The sequence below is a fragment of the Pseudomonas sp. RIT-PI-AD genome (assembly GCF_025642785.1).
Taxonomy (GTDB): domain Bacteria; phylum Pseudomonadota; class Gammaproteobacteria; order Pseudomonadales; family Pseudomonadaceae; genus Pseudomonas_T.
Window position 1 is genome coordinate 1 of the sequence record NZ_JANZKU010000040.1, and the last position, 17315, is coordinate 17315.

18 protein-coding genes and 1 pseudogene are annotated in these 17315 nt (G+C 59.6%); 6 read left to right on the top strand and 13 right to left on the bottom strand.

The window, feature by feature from the left end; translation table 11 throughout:
• Positions 1-59: 59 nt before the first annotated feature.
• Positions 60-293: a hypothetical protein gene (locus OGL92_RS21090; protein WP_263147640.1), complete on the bottom strand. Its 234-nt coding sequence runs from the start codon at positions 291-293 to the stop codon at positions 60-62.
• Between the two features lie 168 nt (positions 294-461).
• Between OGL92_RS21090 and OGL92_RS21095 the strand changes: the two genes are divergently transcribed.
• Together OGL92_RS21095 and OGL92_RS21100 are read left to right on the top strand one after the other, a co-directional pair.
• The gene (locus OGL92_RS21095; RefSeq protein WP_263147604.1) at positions 462-1049 is read left to right on the top strand and encodes a YajG family lipoprotein; all 588 of its coding nucleotides are present in this window, start codon (positions 462-464) and stop codon (positions 1047-1049) included.
• Positions 1050-1243: 194 nt separating this feature from the next.
• The gene (locus OGL92_RS21100) at positions 1244-1498 is read left to right on the top strand and encodes a hypothetical protein (protein ID WP_263147606.1); all 255 of its coding nucleotides are present in this window, start codon (positions 1244-1246) and stop codon (positions 1496-1498) included.
• Between the two features lie 191 nt (positions 1499-1689).
• Here the strand turns inward: OGL92_RS21100 and OGL92_RS21105 are convergent, their stop codons facing one another.
• Positions 1690-2853, bottom strand: coding sequence for a 1-acyl-sn-glycerol-3-phosphate acyltransferase (locus tag OGL92_RS21105; RefSeq protein ID WP_263147608.1), 1164 nt, complete (start codon positions 2851-2853; stop codon positions 1690-1692).
• A 104-nt stretch (positions 2854-2957) separates the two neighbouring features.
• Here OGL92_RS21105 and OGL92_RS21110 point away from each other — a divergent pair, with 104 nt between their 5' ends.
• Genes OGL92_RS21110 through OGL92_RS21120 form a run of 3 tightly spaced genes read left to right on the top strand, consistent with a single transcriptional unit; the run spans position 2958 to position 4042 of the window.
• Complete coding sequence (locus OGL92_RS21110; RefSeq protein ID WP_263147610.1) at positions 2958-3140, top strand: CPXCG motif-containing cysteine-rich protein; 183 nt, start codon at positions 2958-2960, stop codon at positions 3138-3140.
• Complete coding sequence (locus OGL92_RS21115) at positions 3140-3400, top strand: DUF2007 domain-containing protein (RefSeq protein WP_263147613.1); 261 nt, start codon at positions 3140-3142, stop codon at positions 3398-3400. Before OGL92_RS21110 ends, OGL92_RS21115 begins: the two co-directional genes overlap by 1 nt.
• Positions 3401-3427: 27 nt before the next feature.
• Complete coding sequence (locus OGL92_RS21120; RefSeq protein ID WP_263147616.1) at positions 3428-4042, top strand: SOS response-associated peptidase; 615 nt, start codon at positions 3428-3430, stop codon at positions 4040-4042.
• Between the two features lie 36 nt (positions 4043-4078).
• Here the strand turns inward: OGL92_RS21120 and OGL92_RS21125 are convergent, their stop codons facing one another.
• Positions 4079-6214 (bottom strand): methyl-accepting chemotaxis protein, encoded by a 2136-nt coding sequence (locus tag OGL92_RS21125; protein ID WP_263147619.1) that lies wholly within the window; start codon positions 6212-6214, stop codon positions 4079-4081.
• Between the two features lie 252 nt (positions 6215-6466).
• On the opposite strand from OGL92_RS21125, the gene OGL92_RS21130 reads away from it, so the two are divergent.
• Entirely contained in the window at positions 6467-7282 is an 816-nt protein-coding gene (locus OGL92_RS21130) for a M48 family metallopeptidase (RefSeq protein ID WP_263147620.1), read from the top strand.
• A 34-nt stretch (positions 7283-7316) separates the two neighbouring features.
• Here OGL92_RS21130 and OGL92_RS21135 read toward each other — a convergent pair whose 3' ends face one another.
• The 10 genes and pseudogenes from OGL92_RS21135 to OGL92_RS22190 all read right to left on the bottom strand — a co-directional run.
• Positions 7317-8003, bottom strand: coding sequence for a DUF4197 domain-containing protein (locus tag OGL92_RS21135; RefSeq protein ID WP_263147623.1), 687 nt, complete (start codon positions 8001-8003; stop codon positions 7317-7319).
• Between the two features lie 56 nt (positions 8004-8059).
• Positions 8060-8458 carry a YbaY family lipoprotein gene (locus OGL92_RS21140; protein WP_263147624.1) on the bottom strand — a complete coding sequence of 133 codons (399 nt, stop codon included), beginning with the start codon at positions 8456-8458 and terminating at the stop codon, positions 8060-8062.
• Positions 8459-8528: 70 nt separating this feature from the next.
• Positions 8529-11024, bottom strand: coding sequence for a glycerol-3-phosphate 1-O-acyltransferase PlsB (gene plsB / locus OGL92_RS21145; protein WP_263147626.1), 2496 nt, complete (start codon positions 11022-11024; stop codon positions 8529-8531).
• A 242-nt stretch (positions 11025-11266) separates the two neighbouring features.
• Entirely contained in the window at positions 11267-11974 is a 708-nt protein-coding gene (locus tag OGL92_RS21150) for a hypothetical protein (RefSeq protein ID WP_263147628.1), read from the bottom strand.
• Between the two features lie 1561 nt (positions 11975-13535).
• A pseudogene (locus OGL92_RS22250) lies at positions 13536-13946 on the bottom strand (RHS repeat-associated core domain-containing protein); the annotation flags it as partial.
• Positions 13947-13959: 13 nt separating this feature from the next.
• Complete coding sequence (locus tag OGL92_RS21160) at positions 13960-14664, bottom strand: hypothetical protein (RefSeq protein WP_263147630.1); 705 nt, start codon at positions 14662-14664, stop codon at positions 13960-13962.
• A complete protein-coding gene (locus OGL92_RS21165) occupies positions 14665-14919 on the bottom strand; it encodes a hypothetical protein (RefSeq protein WP_263147633.1) in 255 nt (84 codons plus the stop codon).
• A gap of 731 nt (positions 14920-15650) precedes the next feature.
• Positions 15651-15965, bottom strand: coding sequence for a hypothetical protein (locus OGL92_RS21170; RefSeq protein ID WP_263147636.1), 315 nt, complete (start codon positions 15963-15965; stop codon positions 15651-15653).
• Between the two features lie 82 nt (positions 15966-16047).
• Complete coding sequence (locus OGL92_RS21175) at positions 16048-16497, bottom strand: DUF4019 domain-containing protein (RefSeq protein WP_263147638.1); 450 nt, start codon at positions 16495-16497, stop codon at positions 16048-16050.
• 13 nt (positions 16498-16510) lie between these two features.
• Positions 16511-17315, bottom strand: an 805-nt coding sequence (locus OGL92_RS22190) for an RHS repeat-associated core domain-containing protein (RefSeq protein ID WP_276584080.1), incomplete at its 5' end; no start/stop codon positions are given.

Here is a 17315-nt window from a genome sequence, read left to right on the forward strand (position 1 = left end):
GGGGGCGATTATAGCGGCGAAATTCGCCGAGTTGGTCTTTTCGGCGTGACTTTCTTCGGTCAGGCGGCCAGTGCCGATCGGCTGATCGCTGGCGCGGTGTGGCGGATGAGGCGGGCCTCGGCCGGAAGGGGCTGACCGAGCCAGCTCAGTCGTGACTCGACCACCTCGACCCAGCCGTGCCCCGAAGGTGCGCGGCGGGCGCTGTGGATCGCCCGGCAACGGCCCCGGCCATCCAGCAAGGCGTAGTGACGCAGCGGTGCGGCGGGTGTGAAGAGAGCACGGAGCAAGGTCAGCATGGCGATTCTCCCGGAGGGACAGGGCCTTTATCCCAGGGCGGCGTGACAGCGGTATGACAGGAACCCCGGCGGACGGCCGGCGGTCAGAGTTTCGCCCTGTCGGCGCGGGGCGGCGCTGGTTATACTGCCGGCCATTTCGCGTCCTACCCCATGGAGATATCCAGCATGCTGAAACGTGCATCGCTCGGCCTTCTGGCCGGCATTGGCCTGACCCTCGCGGGCTGCGCTCTCAGCCCGCAGCAACTCAGCCCGCAACCCAAGCTCACCGGTCCCTTGACCGCCGTCGGCCAGGGCCAGCCGGTGATGGTCAAGGTGGTCGATGGCCGGCCTTCGCCGGTCCTCGGCACCCGCGGCGGCCTCTACGCCGATACCAGCAACATCAGCGTACAGGGCCAGGACATCCTCCCGCGCTTGCAGAGCGAAACCGAGGCGGCGGTCCGACTGCTCGGCTTCACGCCTTCGCCGAATGCCTACAACGCGCCGCAGTTGACCCTGACCCTGACCGAGCTGCAGTACCAGTCGCCGAAGGATGGCGTCTACGTCACCCAGGCGGACATCAAGGCGGCCTTCCGGGCCGATGTGCAGAACAGCGCGCGTCGCTTCAGCGGTCGCTATGCGGCGTCGATGAACCAGCGCTTCGGCTCCGCGCCGAACGAGCAGACCAATACCAAACTGGTCAGCGAAGTGCTCAGCGATGCCCTGACCCGTGTGTTCAAGGACCCGACCATCGGCCAAGTGCTTTCCCAGCAGTAAACCGCCCCGCGAACCCGGCATCGCGCCTCGGCGGAGCGGTGCCGGGTTTTCTTTTGCCGGCGGCGCGCTCGTCGGAAAAGACCGTGGCGCCACCCCGGCTTCAGTAAACTCCGCCGCCGTATTCACCGCCGCGTCGCGACGGTGCCGTCGTGGCAGTACCGGGCGCGTCGTTCCGTCCCGGAAGCGGAGGTTGGATGTCGCTGTTCTTGGGTTCTCTGCTGGAATTGAGCGCCGCGCAGGTCGTCAACGGCCTGGCATTGTTCTTCGGCCTGATCGGCGCCTGGTTGCTGGTCGCCACACGCCTGCGTCAGGCCCGCGCCTTGACGCAGCCCTCGGCCGAGCCGCTGGCCGATCAGGATATCGAGCGCCTGCATGGATTCTTCAATGCCGTGGGGGGCGTCTGCCTGGCCCTGGCGCTGCTGGTGTCCTGGTTCAGCACGGGGCTGTGAGCGGGCCTGGACGGTAGTCTGGGCACCCACCGAGGCGATCCGCTCGGCTAGCCCGCGAAGCGCTTTCCCGATCTTCCTGGCGGACGTTTCGACCCTTGGCGAAGGGCAGGTCGCTCCGCATCCCGCCCCCAGGCGATCCCGGCGGCTCGTTCCGCAGGCATCGCTCCCGGCGACGAACCTTCCCCTGGCCGCTAAAGCGGCAGGCCCGCCTTGACCCGATACTGATTGCGCACCGGTGTGGCGTATTGCAGGACCAGGTAGGGCCGCTGCTCGGCGCTGCACGCGTCCAAGCGTTTCTGCAGTTCCTGGCGCGCCCGCTCCACTTCGGCGGCGGGGAACAGCTCCTCGGCCAGCGGCACGCCCAGTGAGGCGTCGCGCTCCGCCCACAGGGCGTAGGCGAGGTAATGGGCCGGGAACAATCGGTAGTTGCCGAGAATCCGCCTGTCCACCTCCGCCGCCAGCAGCTTGGCATCGGCGAAACCGCTGCCGATCTCTTCGGCGAAATGGATGTGCACGCGGCCCTTGTAGCCGGTGATGCCGAGGGCGATGCTGGCGTCGTCCTCGCCCGGCGCCTTGCTGTAGCTGCCGGTGCTGGCGCGGATCTGCAGCTCGCGGGCCTTGGCCTTGTCGCAGGGGTCGTATTCGTAGCTGATCGCCACCGGGATCAGGCCCAGTTCGCCGATCACCTCGCCGAAGGCTTCGTCCTTCCGGCTCATGTGGAACATCTTGAGGATCGCCGAATCGGTACGGTCGTCGCCGTCCTTGGCGCGTCCCTCGGCCTGGGCGATCCAGATGGATTCGCCATCCTGGCGGATCGAATGGTTGATGTAGGCCGAGAGCGTTTGGAAGGCCGCCAGTTTCTCCCGGCGCCCGCTCAGCGAGCGGTGCACGATGAAGCTCTTGTTCAGGCGCATCAGGTCGCTGACGAAGGGCTTCTGCAGCAGGTTGTCGCCGATGGCGATGCGCGGGGTCGGCAGGCGCGCGTGGTACAGCGCGTAGTTGACGAACGCCGGGTCCATGACGATATCGCGGTGGTTGGCGAGGAACAGGTAGGCCCGGCCGCTCTTGAGCCGATCGATCCCGGAATAGCTGATGCCGTCGGTGGCGTGCTCGATGGTGCGGTCGACGTAGGGTTCGATCTTGTCCTGCAATTGCCCCACCGTTCGGATGCCTGCGCATACGCGCCGCAATCGATGGGCTATAACAGGCTTGAGCAACCAGCCGAGCGGACCGGCGAGACGGGGAAAGCGGAAGCGGGTGAGGCTGTCGAGAAACGCCTCGTCGGCGCACAGGCGCTTGAGGATCGCGGGGACTTCGGCGTCGTCGTAGGGTCGGATGGCTTCGAATTCGCCCATCTGTTCTCGTATCCGGTGATGGCGTCTGGATGACAGGAGTGGCCCCGCGAGCGGGGCGTGCAGTAGACCGGCGATTATACCTGCAAGTCACAATGGAGACCCGAATGCTGGAAACCCAGATGTACGACTGCCCTTATTGCGGCGAGCCGGTGGAAACCCTGCTGGATCTGTCCGCGGGCGACCAGCAATACATCGAGGATTGCCAGGTCTGCTGCCGGCCGATCGTCTTCGACCTGCGCACCGACGGCCGGGAGTGGACGCTGGACGTACACGCGGAGGACGACTGATGCAGCGCGTCTACGAACCCCAGGATCTGCTGGAGGCGCAATTGCTGCTGGGCATGCTCGCCAGCGAAGGGGTCGAGGCGCACCTCACCGGCGGCCATCTGCTCGGCGCCGTGGGCGAGCTGCCGGTCTGCGGGTTGCTCGGCCTGCTGGTCGAGGATGCCCAGGCCACTCGCGCGCGGCAGTTGATCGATGCGTACAATGCCGCCCAGCCGCTGCCCGGCGACGAACCGGACAGCCTCCCCGGCGTACTGCTCTGCTGACGCCCCTTCACCGAGTTCGTAGTCCCCATGAGTGGTCGTTTCGCCCTGTTCCGCTGGCCGCCCGGCCTGACCGGCACGCCCGGTTTTCCCGCCGACCAGCAGCCCCATTGGAATCTGGCGCCCGGCAGCCAGGTGTTGATGTTGCGCCAGATCGACGGCGATTTGCGCGCCGACCTCGCCCGCTGGGGCCTGACCCCGGCCTGGCTCACCGACCTGTCGCGCACCCCGGCCCACGCCCGCGCGGAAACCCTGGCCGAGCAACCGATGTTCCGCGAAGCCTTTCGCCTGCGCCGATGCCTGCTGCCGGCCAACGGGTTCTACGAGTGGCGGGGAGTGCGCAAGCGGCCCTACTGGGTCAGCGGCGAGGGTTCCCTGGTGCAGATGGCCGCGGTCTGGGAGGCCTACCCGGTGCAGGGCCACGAATACCTGAGCGTCGCGTTGGTCACCCAGCCGCTGGCCGGCATGCGCCGGCCGCTGTTGCTCGACGAGGCGGGCGCCCGGGCCTGGCTCGCCGCCGACACGCCCGAGGCGACGTTGCGCGCCTTGCTGGCGCGCCCCGCGCCGGCGTTGCGCGAGCGCGCGTTGGCCACCCTGGTCAACGATCCGCGGCTGGATGCGCCGGAGTGCCTGACGCCGGCTTGAAGCAAGGCCGCCGCCAACCTCCCGGACATCGCCGCCTCACACCTTGAACTGGTTGATCAACCGGCGTTGCTGTTCGGCCAGTTGGGTCAGCTCGCCGCTGGCGCTGCTGGCCTCGTCGGCACCGCTGGCGACTTCGCCGGCGACCTGGCCGATGTTGGTCACGTTGCGGTTGATGTCCTCGGCCACCGCGCTCTGTTCCTCGGCGGCGCTGGCGATCTGGGTGTTCATGTCGTTGATCACCGAGACCGCCTGGGTGATCGATTCCAGGGCGGTCGCCGCTTCGCTGGCCTGGCGCACGCTGTCGTCGGTCTTCGCCTGGCTATCCTCCATGACCTTGACCACCTGGCGGGTGCCGCCTTGCAATTGCTGGATCATGGTCTGGATTTCCCCGGTGGCCTGCTGGGTTTTCTGCGCCAAGTTGCGCACCTCGTCGGCGACCACCGCGAAACCGCGGCCCTGTTCGCCGGCGCGGGCGGCCTCGATGGCGGCGTTGAGGGCGAGCAGGTTGGTCTGCTCGGCGATGCCGCGGATCGCGACCAGGATCGCATTGATGTTCTCGCTGTCCTTGGCCAGGTTCTGCACCACGCCCACCGCGCGGCCGATCTCGCTGGCCAGCGCGGCGATGGCGCCGGCGGTGCTTTCCACCACGCGCTTGCCATGGGCGGCGGCCTCGTCGGCATGGCTGGCCGCTTCCGCCGCCCGGCTGGCGTTGCGCGCCACATCCTGGGCGGTGGCGGTCATCTGGTGCACGGCGGTGGCGACCTGATCGATCTCCGCCATCTGTTTCTGAATGCCCTGGTTGGTGCGGATGGCGATGTCGGCGGTGTGCTCGGACGAGTCGCTGACCTTCTGCACCGAGGTCACCACCTGGCCGATCATGGTCTGCAACTTGGCGAGGAAGGTATTGAAGCCGAGGGCGATGGCGCCGAGCTCGTCCGCGCGGTTCACCTCCAGGCGGCGGGTCAGGTCGCCCTCGCCCTGGGCGATGTCGTCCAGCACCGTCACCATCTGCCGCAGCGGCCGAGCGATGCCGTAGCCCACCAGCCAGACCACCACCAGGCCGATACCGGCGATCAGCAGGCCGACCAGCGCCATGCCGATGACCTCTTCGTCGCGCCGAGAGGTGAAGTCTTGTTGCAGCCCCTGCAGGTCCGCCATCACCGTCGCCAGGGGCAGATCGATGGCGAGGGTCCAGCGGGTCTGGGTCTCGCCGATGCGGAAGGGCACCAGCAGGACGATCCGCCCGCTTTGCTCGTCGACCCGGTAGACCGGCTGATCGCCCTGGGCGCCTTGCAGGTCCTTCACCAGGCCCGACTCCAGGGCTTCCGCCGCGGGCGTACCGAGTTTGCTGGCGTCCGCGGTGTAGGCCACCAGGCGCTGGTTGGCGGAAACCAGCGCCATTTGCCCGGCGCCGCCGTAGAGCTGTTTGTTCGCGTCCATCAGCGACTGCTGGATGAAGTCCACCGCCAGGTCGACCCCGGCGATGCCACGGAAATTGCCGCCCACCAGTACCGGGACGTTGAAGGAGGCGAGCATGACCATCTTGCCGCCCATCTCGTAGGGCGCCGGGTCGACGATGCAGATGCCCTTGGTCTCTCGCGGACACAGATAGTATTCGCCCTCGCGGACGCCGGTGGGCAGGCGTTTCTCGCTGATCATGGTCGCGCCCAGGGGTTCCAGCACCAGCTTGCCGTCGGGGCCGCGGTACCACCAGGGCGTGAAGCGGCCGGTGGCGTCGTAGCCGGCCTGGTTGGCGTAGAGGTCGTCATTACCGTCGAAGGCGTTGGGTTCCCAGCCGATGTAGGCATCGATCACCCGCGGATTGCTTTGCACCATGTGCTGCAACAGGTTGGTCAGTTCCTCGCGGCTCATGTTCAGGCGCGGGCTGCCGGCGGCGTCGGTCTCGCCCATCAGCGCGTTGGTCTGCGCCAGGCTGGAGGCGAGGGTGAGGGGGTATTCCAAGTTGCGCTGGATGTGGCTGACCTGCTCCCTGGCCATCGCCAGCAGGCGCTCGTCGATGATCTGGGAGAACAGGGTCTGGGTCCGCGCCTGGATCGACGCCTGGGTCCGCGCGCCGGCGAACAACGCATACAGCACCAACGCCACCACCACTGCCAGGACGCTGGCGCCCGCGAGGGCGGCCACCGAGAACTGGATGGATTTGAATTTCATAGGCCCTCCAGGGGTCTCAGGTTGCGCTCCAGTCAGCTATCGGCCGAGCGAAGGCCCAGCATTAGCATCTTTACGAAAGGAAAGGGAGTCGTTAAAAAAACGACTCCAGCGGGCGTGCCCGAAGAACGCGCGCATGCGACGCCGGCCGCCGGTCGCCCCCTCAAGCAAAGTGGGTGATGGACGTTCACGCAAGCCCGCCGCCGCTTTCAATGCCTGGCTCCGCAGCGGAGCCGTTTTCCGAGAGGATCAGTCATGGCCAATCCGAACCGTCTAGCGTCAGCGCTGCTCGTGCCCCTGCTGCTGACCGGTTGTCAGGCGGTGAACACCACCAGCGGCGGTGCCGTCGGCGTCGAACGCAAGCAGTACATGTTCAGCATGCTGTCGAGCGACGAGGTCAACCAGATGTACTCGCAGTCCTACACCCAGACCCTGCAGGAGGCGTCGAGCAAGGGTGTGCTGGACAAGAACAGCCAGAATGCCAAGCGCGTCGACGCCATCGCCCGCCGGCTGATCGCCCAGGCCCCGGTGTTCCGTCCCGATGCGGCGAAGTGGGACTGGCAGGTCAACCTGATCGACAGCGAGGAGCTCAACGCCAACTGCGGTCCCGGCGGCAAGATCATCGTCTACAGCGGGCTGATCGATCAGCTCAAACTGAGCGACGATGAACTGGCCGCGGTGATGGGCCATGAGATCGCCCACGCCCTGCGCGAGCACGGCCGCGAGGCGATGTCCAAGGCCTATGGGGTGCAGATGGCCACCCAGGTCGGTTCGGTGCTCGGGGTCGGCGACGGCAGCCTGCAACTGGCCAATACCGGGGTGGAATACCTGATGACCCTGCCGAACAGCCGCAGCAACGAGAACGAGGCCGATCTGATCGGCCTGGAGCTCTCCGCCCGCGCCGGCTACAACCCGAACGCCGCCATCAGCCTGTGGGAAAAGATGAGCAAGGCCAGCGAAGGGGCGCCGCCGGAATTCATGAGCACGCACCCGTCTTCCGGTTCGCGCATGGCCTCGCTGCAGGCGGCGATTCCCAAGGTCATGCCGTTCTATCAGCAAGCCGGTAAATGAGTCCCGGCCGGCCACGACGGTCCGGCGTAAGACCTCAGCGCGTCTGGCCGGCCTGGAGCACCTTCTGCGCCAGGCCGGTGGCGGCCTTCAACGGGTCCTGGCGAATGTTCGCCTCCTGGCGGGCGATCAGGGTGAACAGGCCGTCCAGGGCTTGCTCGGTCACATAACTTTCCAGGCTGGCGTTCTTCGTCTCGACCACCCCCAGCCGCGCCGCCTGCCCGGCGAACGCGTTGTACTGGCTGGCCAGCCCGACCTGGGCGGTGGCCTGGCGGACGATCGGCAGGAAACGCGTCCGTAGCTGCTCGCGGCTACTGCTGTCCAGGTAGCGGGTCGCGGCGTCCTGGGAACCGGCGAGAATCGAGCGGGCATCCTGCACGCTCATCTTCTTCACCGCGTCCACCAGCAACGCCCTGGCTTGCGGCATCGCCGCCTCGGCGGCCTGGTTCATGCCGTTTTCCAACTGTTCGACCTGGCTGCCCATGCCCATCGCCTTCAAGGTACGCGCGGCCTTGCCGAGTTTGCCCGGCAATTCGATGCGCAGAGCGGGGTCCTTGGCGAAGCCGCCGGGCTTGCTCAGTTGTTGCACCGCGAGGCTGGCGCTCTGGGTCAAGACGTCCTTGAGCCCGCCACCCGCTTCCTGTTGCGTGAGGTCGGCGAGCGAGAGGGCGAAAGCCTGGGCGGACAGCCCGAGGCCGAGCAGCAGGACGAGTGGGCGAAACATGATGGTTCCTCGGAGCGGAAAAGCCGCGAGCTTAGCGGAGTGCCTGGGCACGGCCATCAGTGGATGGCAGCGATTCGCACCCGCAGCGGTTGCGGGTCGCTGCCGTCCAGCAGCACGCCGTGGTGCACGGTGTTGATGAACAGCAGCCGGCCGTTGCGCTGAATGCGTGCCTGCACCGCGTAGCTGTGCCCTGGCAGGATGTCGTCCGGGTCGTAGTCGAGGCGGAAGGAAACCGGCACCGGGCTGCGGATCTTCCCTTGTTGCAGCGCGAGCTCCCGCGGCGGCGCATCGGCGCGGGTGAGGTCGACCAGCTTCACGCTGAGCACCGCGTCCTCGGGCAGCGCGTCGCGGGCGTGGTAGAAGACTTCGCCTTTCAGGCTGAGCGGCGCATGGCTGCAGCCGGCGCAGGCGGAGAGCAGCAGGGCCATCGGGAACAGCGGGGCGCGGCGCGGCATGGTCGAATTCGCAACGACGGAAGACGCCCCGTCGGACAGCCGCGTTCCGCGGAAGTTGCGCGACGCCGCGTCAGGCGGGGTCGCGCGGTTCCTCCAGGTCGGTCTGGCGGTCCTGGGCCACTTGGCGGATCGACAGGCGGATTTCCGCGGGCAGCACGCGCTTGGCGGCGCCCTCCGCCAGTTCGCCGAGCAGGCGGTGGTAGCTCAGCTTGCCGTTCTCGTCCTGGCGCAGCACCTGCTGGTCCAGCAACGTCTGGATGAAATGGCGGAACAGGCTCTTGTCGAAGAATTCAGGGGCGTTCAGCCCGTGCAGGATCGACAGGCGCTGGGCCATCACCGTGCAGAGATTCTCCAGCTCCTCGGCGGACAACGCGTGCTGGCCGCCATTGAGCAGCAGGGCGATGGCCATGTAGAAGCGTTGCAGGGTCTGCACGATGGCCCGGGACAACAGGGTGAGCAACACGAACTGCCGCGAGCTGGGCGGCGGCCGCACGTAGACGTCGCCTTCGACCCGCAACAGGTCCTGTTCGACGAACGCCGCCAGCCATTCGTCCACCACCGCCTCCAGCTCCTCCACGCTCCAGCGGATGAACAGCTCCGCCTGCAGGTAGGGATAGAGCGCCTGGGTGAAGCGCAGGATCTGTTCGCGACTCATCCGCGCGCTGCTCTGGAAGAAGCTGGCGAGCAGTGCCGGCAAAGCGAATACATGCAGCACGTTGTTGCGGTAGTAAGTCATCAGCACCGCGTTCTGCTCGTCCAGGTAGAGGATCCGCCCGAGCGCGTCTTTCTGCTCGGCGAGCAGGTTCATGCTGCGCACGTATTCGATCAGCGCCTGGCCATCGCCCTCCGGTAGGGTCGCATGGGGCGAGTAGGGCACCCGCCGAAACAGCGCCAGGTAAAGGTCGAGGATTCGCGCCAGGGCGCGCTCGTCCAGCGCCAGGCGGCTGGTGGAGAGCAGTGCCAGGGCCACCAGGTTGACCGGGTTGATCGCCGCGGCGTCGTTGAGGTGGCGCGCCACGGTGACCGCCAGTCGATGGGTCGCCTCGCTCAGCCATTCCGGCCGGTAGTCGGGGGCCAGCGCCTGGGTGCGCCAGTCCGGCTGGCTGCGATCGAGGAACTCGGTCAGCTTGATCGGCTCGCCGAAGTTCACCGAGACCGAGCCGAAGCGCTGCTGGCGGATGGCGCTGACCACCTTGAAGATGTCGAAGATCGACTCCTTCTTCTTGCTCGCGCCGCGCAGCTCGCCGAGGTAGGTGCGACCTTCCAGGACCCGCTCGTAGCCGATGTAGACCGGTACGAAGACGATCGGCAGGCGCGACGAACGCAGGAAGCTGCGCAGGGTGATCGCCAGCATGCCGGTCTTCGGATGCAGCATGCGCCCGGTGCGCGAGCGGCCGCCCTCGACGAAGTACTCCACCGGGAAGCCGCGGCTGAACAGGGTGTGCAGGTATTCGTTGAAAACCGCGCTGTACAGGGGGTTTCCCTTGAAGGTGCGGCGCATGAAGAAGGCGCCGCCGCGACGCAGCAGGCTGCCGATCACCGGCATGTTCAGGTTGATCCCGGCGGCGATGTGCGGCGGCGTCAGGCCGTTGCGGAACAGCAGGTAGGACAGCAGCAGGTAGTCGATATGGCTGCGGTGGCAGGGCACGTAGATCACCTCGTGGCCCTGGGCGATGTTCTGCACGCCCTCGATGTGATTGACCCGGATGCCCTCGTACAGCTTGTTCCAGAACCAGCTCAGTACCACCTCGAGGAAGCGGATCGCCGTGTAGGTGTAGTCCGAGGCGATCTCGTTGGCGTACTTCAGCGCCTGGGCTTCGGCCTTTTCCTGGGGGATCTTTTCCCGTTCCACGTCCTCGGCGATCGCCTGGCGCACCTGCGGGCCGTGGATCAACCCCTTCACCAGGTTGCGGCGGTGGGACACGTCCGGACCGATCACCGCGGTCTTCTGATTGCGGAAGTGCACCCGCAAGATGCGCTGCACCATGCGCAGGGTCCGCTCCGGGCCCTTGTCCTGTTCCACCAGTTCGCGCAAGTGGATGGGCGCGGAGAACTGCACGCGGGTCTTGCGTCCGAGGATCAGCATGCTGACCAGCTTGCGCAGCCGCCCGGTGACCGCCCAATCGTCGGCGAACAACAGCTTCCAGGCGCTGGTCTCGCGATCCGGCGACTGGCCCCAGAACACGCTGACCGGAATGATCTGCGCATCCTCCACCGCCTGCTGCTGGATCGCCCCGAGCACCCGCACCAGCGTCGGCGCGCTGGCGCGCCTGTCCTGCCGGCCGAGCCAGCCCGGGTCCGGGGTCAGGTAGAAGAACGCCGCCGGTTCCAGCAACTCGCCCACCGCCACCGGCAATACCGGTCGTGGCAGCCCCGCTTTACGGCATTCGGTGTCCACCACCGCCAGATCGCTCATGGAACTCTGTTGCAGCACGTAGAGCACCGGCTTGCTGCGGTCGAGCTTGAGAGTGAGGGCGGACTGGTTGATGGTTTCCGAGCGCACCCACAGATACAGCAGGCGGCGAAGAGCACCGAAGGCAAGGCGACGGAACGGGGAACGGGTCATACGGCTTCTGTCATCTACGGCGCCGGGCGCGGGGGCGCTAGTGTGCCGTATCAATCGGCGGCCGGCAAAATACAGGCTGGTCAGTGAGCAGGTGTACGCTGACCCGGTAACGTTTGGAGGGCTACAGCGTTCAGGGTCTATTGCTTCTAGCGCTGTTCATATTCAGTGAGCAGGTCAGCTCGGCGGCGTCGAGGGGTCGGGCCTGTTCCAGGCGCAGCAGCGGTACGAAGCTGTGGGACTATTTATTTGGAGCGACATCCACCCTGCTCTTCTATTAATTTCGAAGCTTTCTGAGCGTCGACAGGGAATTTCAATTCGTCCTCCTTGGTGGGCTTTATTTGCCATTGCAGCCAGCACGAATAGCCTTTGGGGTACCAAGGGAAGTATATTTTCCTCAAATTCTCGGCTTGCGAGATTAACTTACTCTTCTCGTCATCACTGATTAGTTGGCTTTTTAGATAAAGCTTGGCATAAGCGGCCCAGAAATAACCGTCCTCCAAAGCTAGATCTAGATAAGTTAAGGCACGCTCATTTTCATTTTGTTGCAACAGATATATGGATAGATAATAGCGTGCCGCACCACGGTATGTATAATCCCCTTCATAGCGTGGCTTTTCGACCACGATAGCATTCTTGTTATCAGAAAAAGACTTTAATATATATAACCCCATAGCATTTTCCAACTCATTCTCGCTTTGAAACAGAAGTGCCCGCGCAGCTTTTAGTCTTCCGTACTCGCCTTGTCTGGTGTCTTGCATTGCACCATAGATATAATTCAGTTTGGCCTGTTCCTTGTCCTTGGGATAGATCACTCCTTGATCGTAGCAATCACCAAGCGTTGAGTAATCCATTATGCTTTCCGCAGTCTTGCAGCGCGCTTCCGTCACCTCCGCCATTAAATGCTCAGAGAAAATCATAAAAAATAAACAGCCGAGTCTTAACTTGCGCATTAATTTATCCTGTCTTTCTTTTTAGGTCCAGGGCTTGGTTTTGGTATTTCTTTGAAAACTGCATCCAAATCAGGCGGCCAAATTTCCGGCGATATCCCCCCAACAAACTCCAATATGTCGCATTTATTATTGACATGCATACGCTATTTTTTCAAGCTCACGGGTAAGTTCAACAGTGATTTGTATTAAGGGGTGTTTTCCTAGGCTTTTATCCGCTCCTGCAATCTGCTCGTATTGGTCGAGTCTTTCCATACAGGTCATCATGCGACCGTTATTCCTGCACGCGTCAAGCACTGCATTGACACCGATCGAGACACTGCCTGGACCACGTCTACTTGTAAGTACGCCCCTGGTCATTACCGAGACTTAGCCTGGCCCACAACTATGGAGGCCGATTAGAGCAGGGATCAACCGTCTAGCTATTTCTCGAGACTTCTAAGCACTCCTGCTTTCTCGGATTTGGCTTTGTAGAGGCTAAAAATTAGCAAACTTATTGAAAAACAAAACGCTATAAGTCCACGCCTGGCTCGCCAAGTAAGCTGTTGGAGTAAACTTGGTTTGGGATTTTTAATTTTCTCCAGCTCTTCTGCCATACCTCATCGAGTGCGGTGGAGCCCATTCTTTAAATGTACCGATCCCTCGAAGAAGCGGACAGTTAAATAATTACTTGACCGCTTTATTGAGCGCTTATTTTCCAAATGTCGTCTTCCAATGACCAGCATTCAGTTCCTTCGAAGGGAGGGCCTTTAAATTTATAGCGAATGACAGTTGCGATAGCGCAAGTGTTGCATTTTTTCGCTTTGTCCTGCTTTATTTCGATACTCTTGAGCCCTCCATATACATTGGTTTGTTCGTGACTAAATTCAAAAAATGAAACATATTCATTTGACTTTATGAATGCAGTTTCAAAAGTGCCTTTGACAAACCATTTTTTTAGATCAATTTGCTTGCCTTCACTGTGCAATACAGCAAAATCATGAGCTCGACTTTTTAATTCTGGGGCGCTACATATAGAAGCAAAAACATTGACAGGCGCCAATAGCACTAGCGAAACAATTAAACAGATTTGTTTTTTCATATCATTCCCTTGCATATTGTTGAAATTCTGGAGGCATCGGTAATTTAAAGCTGCCATTCGCTTGGTGTGAAGTTGTACCGTTCTGTCCTTAGTAGTAAACCACCCGGAGGCTTGTTGCATAAAAGAGGCTGTGTCTTGCTCCGTGCCTATAGCTGGTGGTTTTTGCCATTCAGTCATATTCTTAGGCAGGTTTGAAAGGCAAGATTTTAGGGTTGCGTTGCAAACTAGAGGCTTACAAAACATTTCTGCAGTGTTCCCATATTTATCTTCACAATCAATAAAACATTCGTCATGTGCTTTATAGCAAGCGTCAGCGCTATCAGTTGGTTCTGCTGTGCCTGGTGACTCTCCTCCACAAGAGTTTTGTCCACCACTCCAACATTTCCCACCCCAATTACCATTTTTAGGTCCGTCAAAGACCGAGCTGCCCTTCCCGCCCCAAGTCGTTTTATCTAACCCCAGTTGATCGATAAACAGCTGCGGATTAAGCGGGTAGGCGTAGATATTGGCTCCTCCCAACAGCCCGATCGGGTCCTGGCTCACGTAGCGACCCAGCTCCGGGGCGTAGTAGCGGTAGCGGTTGTAGTACAGGCCGCTTTCTTCGTCGTGGTACTGGCCCTGGAAGCGGATCGGCTGGTCGGTGTCGCCTTGTTGATCGCGCACGGCGGCCCAGTCGTCCGGGGTGGCGCGCCAGAGCAGGCGGCCCTGGTCGTCGCTCAGGCGCAGGGGGGTGCCCAGGTGGTCGGTGTGGAAACAGGCGATGCGCAGGTCCCGCAGCGCCGGGCGGTACTGCTCGGGCAGGGCCTGGCCCTGGCTGGCCAGCAGGCGGCGGGCCTGGGTCAGTTCGGTGGCGTCGGGAGTCCGGGCCTGTTCCAGGCGCAGCAGCGGCACGAAGCTGTGGGACTATTTATTTGGAGCGACATCCACCCTGCTCTTCCATTAATTTCGAAGCTTTCTGAGCGTCGACAGGGAATTTCAATTCGTCCTCCTTGGTGGGCTTTATTTGCCATTGCAGCCAGCACGAATAGCCTTTGGGGTACCAAGGGAAGTATATTTTCCTCAAATCCTCGGCTTGCGAGATTAACTTACTCTTCTCGTCATCACTGATTAGTTGGCTTTTTAGATAAAGCTTGGCATAAGCAGCCCAGAAATAGCTATCCTCTAGTGCCAAGTCAAGGTAGGCAATTGCGCGCTCATAATCTTTTTGCTGCGCAAAATATATTGCCAGATAATATCTAGCAGCACCACGAAAGGTATATTCCCCTTCATAGCTTGGAGCTTTTACAATTATGGCATTTTGACTGTCCGAGAAAACCTTTAGAATGTATAGCCCCATAGCATTATCTACTTCATCTGTGCTTTTAAATAATAAAACACGTGCAGCTTGTAGTTTTCCATACTCACCTTGATCCGTGTCCTGCATTGCGCCATATATATAATATAGTTTGGCTTTTTCTTCATCCTTATCATAAACAACCCCTTGGCTATAGCAGTCACCAAGTGTCGAATAATCCATTATCTTTTCGGCGTATTCACAGCGTATTTCAGGCACTTCTGCGGCAACACATCCGCAAGAAAATATGATCAAAAAAATAAGTAATACTTTGCTCATTCAATAGGTCCTGTCTTTTTTCTTAGGGCCGGCGCTAGGTGCCGGAACTTCCTTGAAAATTGTGTCCAAGGCGCGCGGCCAAATTTTAGGCAATGGCTTTCCGGCAAATTCTGATATATCACACTTGTTATTAGCCATGCATACGCTGTTTTTACCGAGCTCACGCGCAAGCTCAACAGTAACCTGTATCAGTGGATGCTTGCCGAGACTTTTATCCGCTCCTGCAATTTGCTCATATTGGTCGAGTCTCTCCATGCATGTCATTATGCGGCCGTTATTCCGCACGCGTCATACACTGCATTGTCACCAATCGAGACACTGTCTGCGCCACGTCTATTTGTAATTATGTCCCTGGTTATATCACCCGCATCAGGAATTTCATGATTTTTCTCGTTTTAGGCTATGTTGCCAGTCCCATTGGATCAACAAACAACTGCGGATTAAGCGGGTAAGCGTAGATATTGGCCCCCAACAACCCGATCGGGTCTGGCTCACGTATCGGTCGCCGCTCGGAGTCATCCTACGCATTCGTCACTTACATTACTTCGGGCTATTAAATTCCTTCAATGAAAACTGAATAAAATAACTAATTGCCATGGGTATTTTGCCAAGGAAAGACAATATGCATTGTAAGCCTATAAATCTTTTAATGCTAAAGCAAACAAGCAAATAAAATATGAATTCCAAAATCATTACTATAGGGGCCCAGAAAAAAGTAACGTGTGCACATACTGCAGAGAGTATATGGTGAGTACCTAAAGCAAGAGGTATTAATAAAACGCCTATCACTCCGCCCCCAAAATCCTTACTAAGAAATAATATAAAAATGGAATGAAATATATATTTGATACAAAAACGCTGTGGTGAAGCTTTCTAAAATAATATTTGAAAAAGGTATGATCCCAAGAGCCAGCAAAAAGCCAGAAACGAACAATCCCAAAAGGAAGATAACAACAAATGATAATCGGATAACTATGCGAGTCATATTACTTCCTGGGATCTTTGGGGGCAGGGTTAGGCCATGTATCTTGAGGCCAAAGATTGCCGCCGTAGAAGAAGGGTGAAAGGCCAGACTCTTCAAATGCATTGTCATGATAGAAATCAACAGTATTTCCTAGCGTGCAGCCATTGTCGTCCTTAAGTCCCATTTGTCTAGCCTGACGATCATAAAACACCAACTTGGTCCTGATTGATGTCAATATTTGAGACTTCGATTTATCCGTTCTCCCTGTTGCCCAAGCTTCTACCATGTTCATGTCAGCGAGCAGGTCAGCACGGCGGCGTCGGGGAAGGCGCAGCATCGATGAAGAACCTAGTTCGTGAACAGTGGCGCGCAGCCCAAGCTCGCTCATCTCAGTGCAGGTGCAGTTCCGGCCTAAGCAACTAATCTTTCTTTTCGCCAAGCAAAAGGCTGCGCACAAGATCATCCGAATTTATATTGTAACGATGTAAAGAGACACGTTTTTTCTCTAATTCAAGCATGAAGGTTTCCACGCCTACTCCTTTTGCAAACCGAGTATTATATGTGACAACTAGTAGCGGAACTCCGTTTGTATCTTCTAAATAAAAGATCTTGTCTTTCTTGGTGGAGATATTTTCGCCAAGTGTTTCTCGGATTTTCTCTATGCTTCCTATAAATTCTTCTTTCTTAACTCCTACTTTTAAGTTATCCGAGGCGTTGTCATAAATGGCTGCAATGTCTTTCTCGTTAAATTTTTTCTGAAATAAACTAACATACCTTTCGCTATCTCGCTCCCTGGCCTCCTTATCCTGGGAGCAGGACACACTAAGTGCCAGAAAAAAAATGAAAGACAACCTTGCTAACTTTCTCATATTTAACTCCAAATTAATCTTTAGCGCAGTATGAATATTGCTGGCAGCTCATTACGCCAGCGGCAGTCCCGCCGCCTAATCCAACTCCTACAGAAGTGGAAACCGAGGACGAGTTACTAGTATCAATCAGCACATTCCCACCATAATCACCAAGTAGGCCTCCATTCGCAAATGCACCAATCATTTTGGTCATCCCTGTGCTAGGAGGAGCGTTACCGAACGTACCATTCACTCCTACTGAGCCAGCAACCCCAGGTCCAGCCGTTTGGCAGGCATTTATATATCCACATACATTAGGGCCATAGTCTTCACCTTTTTTGCCTATAGATATTCCTACAGAGGTGCTGCCTCCGATTCCGGCGTGCCCTGCTAGACCAATATCGAGGGAAAGGCTGCCTTGTAACGCCTCATTTTGTCGAGGTAAACCTGCCGCACAATCTCCTGTCGCACATCGCCCCTCATTGGGATAACCCGTTTTCCCACTCGCATCGGATATATAACAGGCTATGCCGGGCGATACACTTCCGGGCGGGCAAGGAGCAAGTCCGATAGGGTCAATATATTTAATCGGGTTTAAACCTGTATACCCATACCCATTCATCCCCCCCAACAACCCGATCGGGTCCTGGCTCACGTAGCGGCCCAGGTCGGGGGCGTAGTAGCGGTAGCGGTTGTAGTACAGGCCGCTTTCTTCGTCGTGGTACTGGCCCTGGAAGCGGATCGGCTGGTCGGTGTCGCCTTGTTGATCGCGCACGGCGGCCCAGTCGTCCGGGGTGGCGCGCCAGAGCAGGCGGCCCTGGTCGTCGCTCAGGCGCAGG

What these genes read in the sequence shown, in the direction of transcription:
- OGL92_RS21095 (WP_263147604.1), top strand. Translation starts at nt 462, where the DNA reads ATGCTGAAACGTGCATCGCTCGGCCTTCTGGCCGGCATTGGCCTGACC.
- OGL92_RS21100 (WP_263147606.1), top strand. Translation starts at nt 1,244, where the DNA reads ATGTCGCTGTTCTTGGGTTCTCTGCTGGAATTGAGCGCCGCGCAGGTC.
- OGL92_RS21105 (WP_263147608.1), bottom strand. Translation starts at nt 2,853, where the DNA reads ATGGGCGAATTCGAAGCCATCCGACCCTACGACGACGCCGAAGTCCCC.
- OGL92_RS21110 (WP_263147610.1), top strand. Translation starts at nt 2,958, where the DNA reads ATGCTGGAAACCCAGATGTACGACTGCCCTTATTGCGGCGAGCCGGTG.
- OGL92_RS21115 (WP_263147613.1), top strand. Translation starts at nt 3,140, where the DNA reads ATGCAGCGCGTCTACGAACCCCAGGATCTGCTGGAGGCGCAATTGCTG.
- OGL92_RS21120 (WP_263147616.1), top strand. Translation starts at nt 3,428, where the DNA reads ATGAGTGGTCGTTTCGCCCTGTTCCGCTGGCCGCCCGGCCTGACCGGC.
- OGL92_RS21125 (WP_263147619.1), bottom strand. Translation starts at nt 6,214, where the DNA reads ATGAAATTCAAATCCATCCAGTTCTCGGTGGCCGCCCTCGCGGGCGCC.
- OGL92_RS21130 (WP_263147620.1), top strand. Translation starts at nt 6,467, where the DNA reads ATGGCCAATCCGAACCGTCTAGCGTCAGCGCTGCTCGTGCCCCTGCTG.
- OGL92_RS21135 (WP_263147623.1), bottom strand. Translation starts at nt 8,003, where the DNA reads ATGTTTCGCCCACTCGTCCTGCTGCTCGGCCTCGGGCTGTCCGCCCAG.
- OGL92_RS21140 (WP_263147624.1), bottom strand. Translation starts at nt 8,458, where the DNA reads ATGCCGCGCCGCGCCCCGCTGTTCCCGATGGCCCTGCTGCTCTCCGCC.
- plsB (WP_263147626.1), bottom strand. Translation starts at nt 11,024, where the DNA reads ATGACCCGTTCCCCGTTCCGTCGCCTTGCCTTCGGTGCTCTTCGCCGC.
- OGL92_RS21150 (WP_263147628.1), bottom strand. Translation starts at nt 11,974, where the DNA reads ATGCGCAAGTTAAGACTCGGCTGTTTATTTTTTATGATTTTCTCTGAG.
- OGL92_RS21160 (WP_263147630.1), bottom strand. Translation starts at nt 14,664, where the DNA reads ATGAGCAAAGTATTACTTATTTTTTTGATCATATTTTCTTGCGGATGT.
- OGL92_RS21165 (WP_263147633.1), bottom strand. Translation starts at nt 14,919, where the DNA reads ATGGAGAGACTCGACCAATATGAGCAAATTGCAGGAGCGGATAAAAGT.
- OGL92_RS21170 (WP_263147636.1), bottom strand. Translation starts at nt 15,965, where the DNA reads ATGCTGCGCCTTCCCCGACGCCGCCGTGCTGACCTGCTCGCTGACATG.
- OGL92_RS21175 (WP_263147638.1), bottom strand. Translation starts at nt 16,497, where the DNA reads ATGAGAAAGTTAGCAAGGTTGTCTTTCATTTTTTTTCTGGCACTTAGT.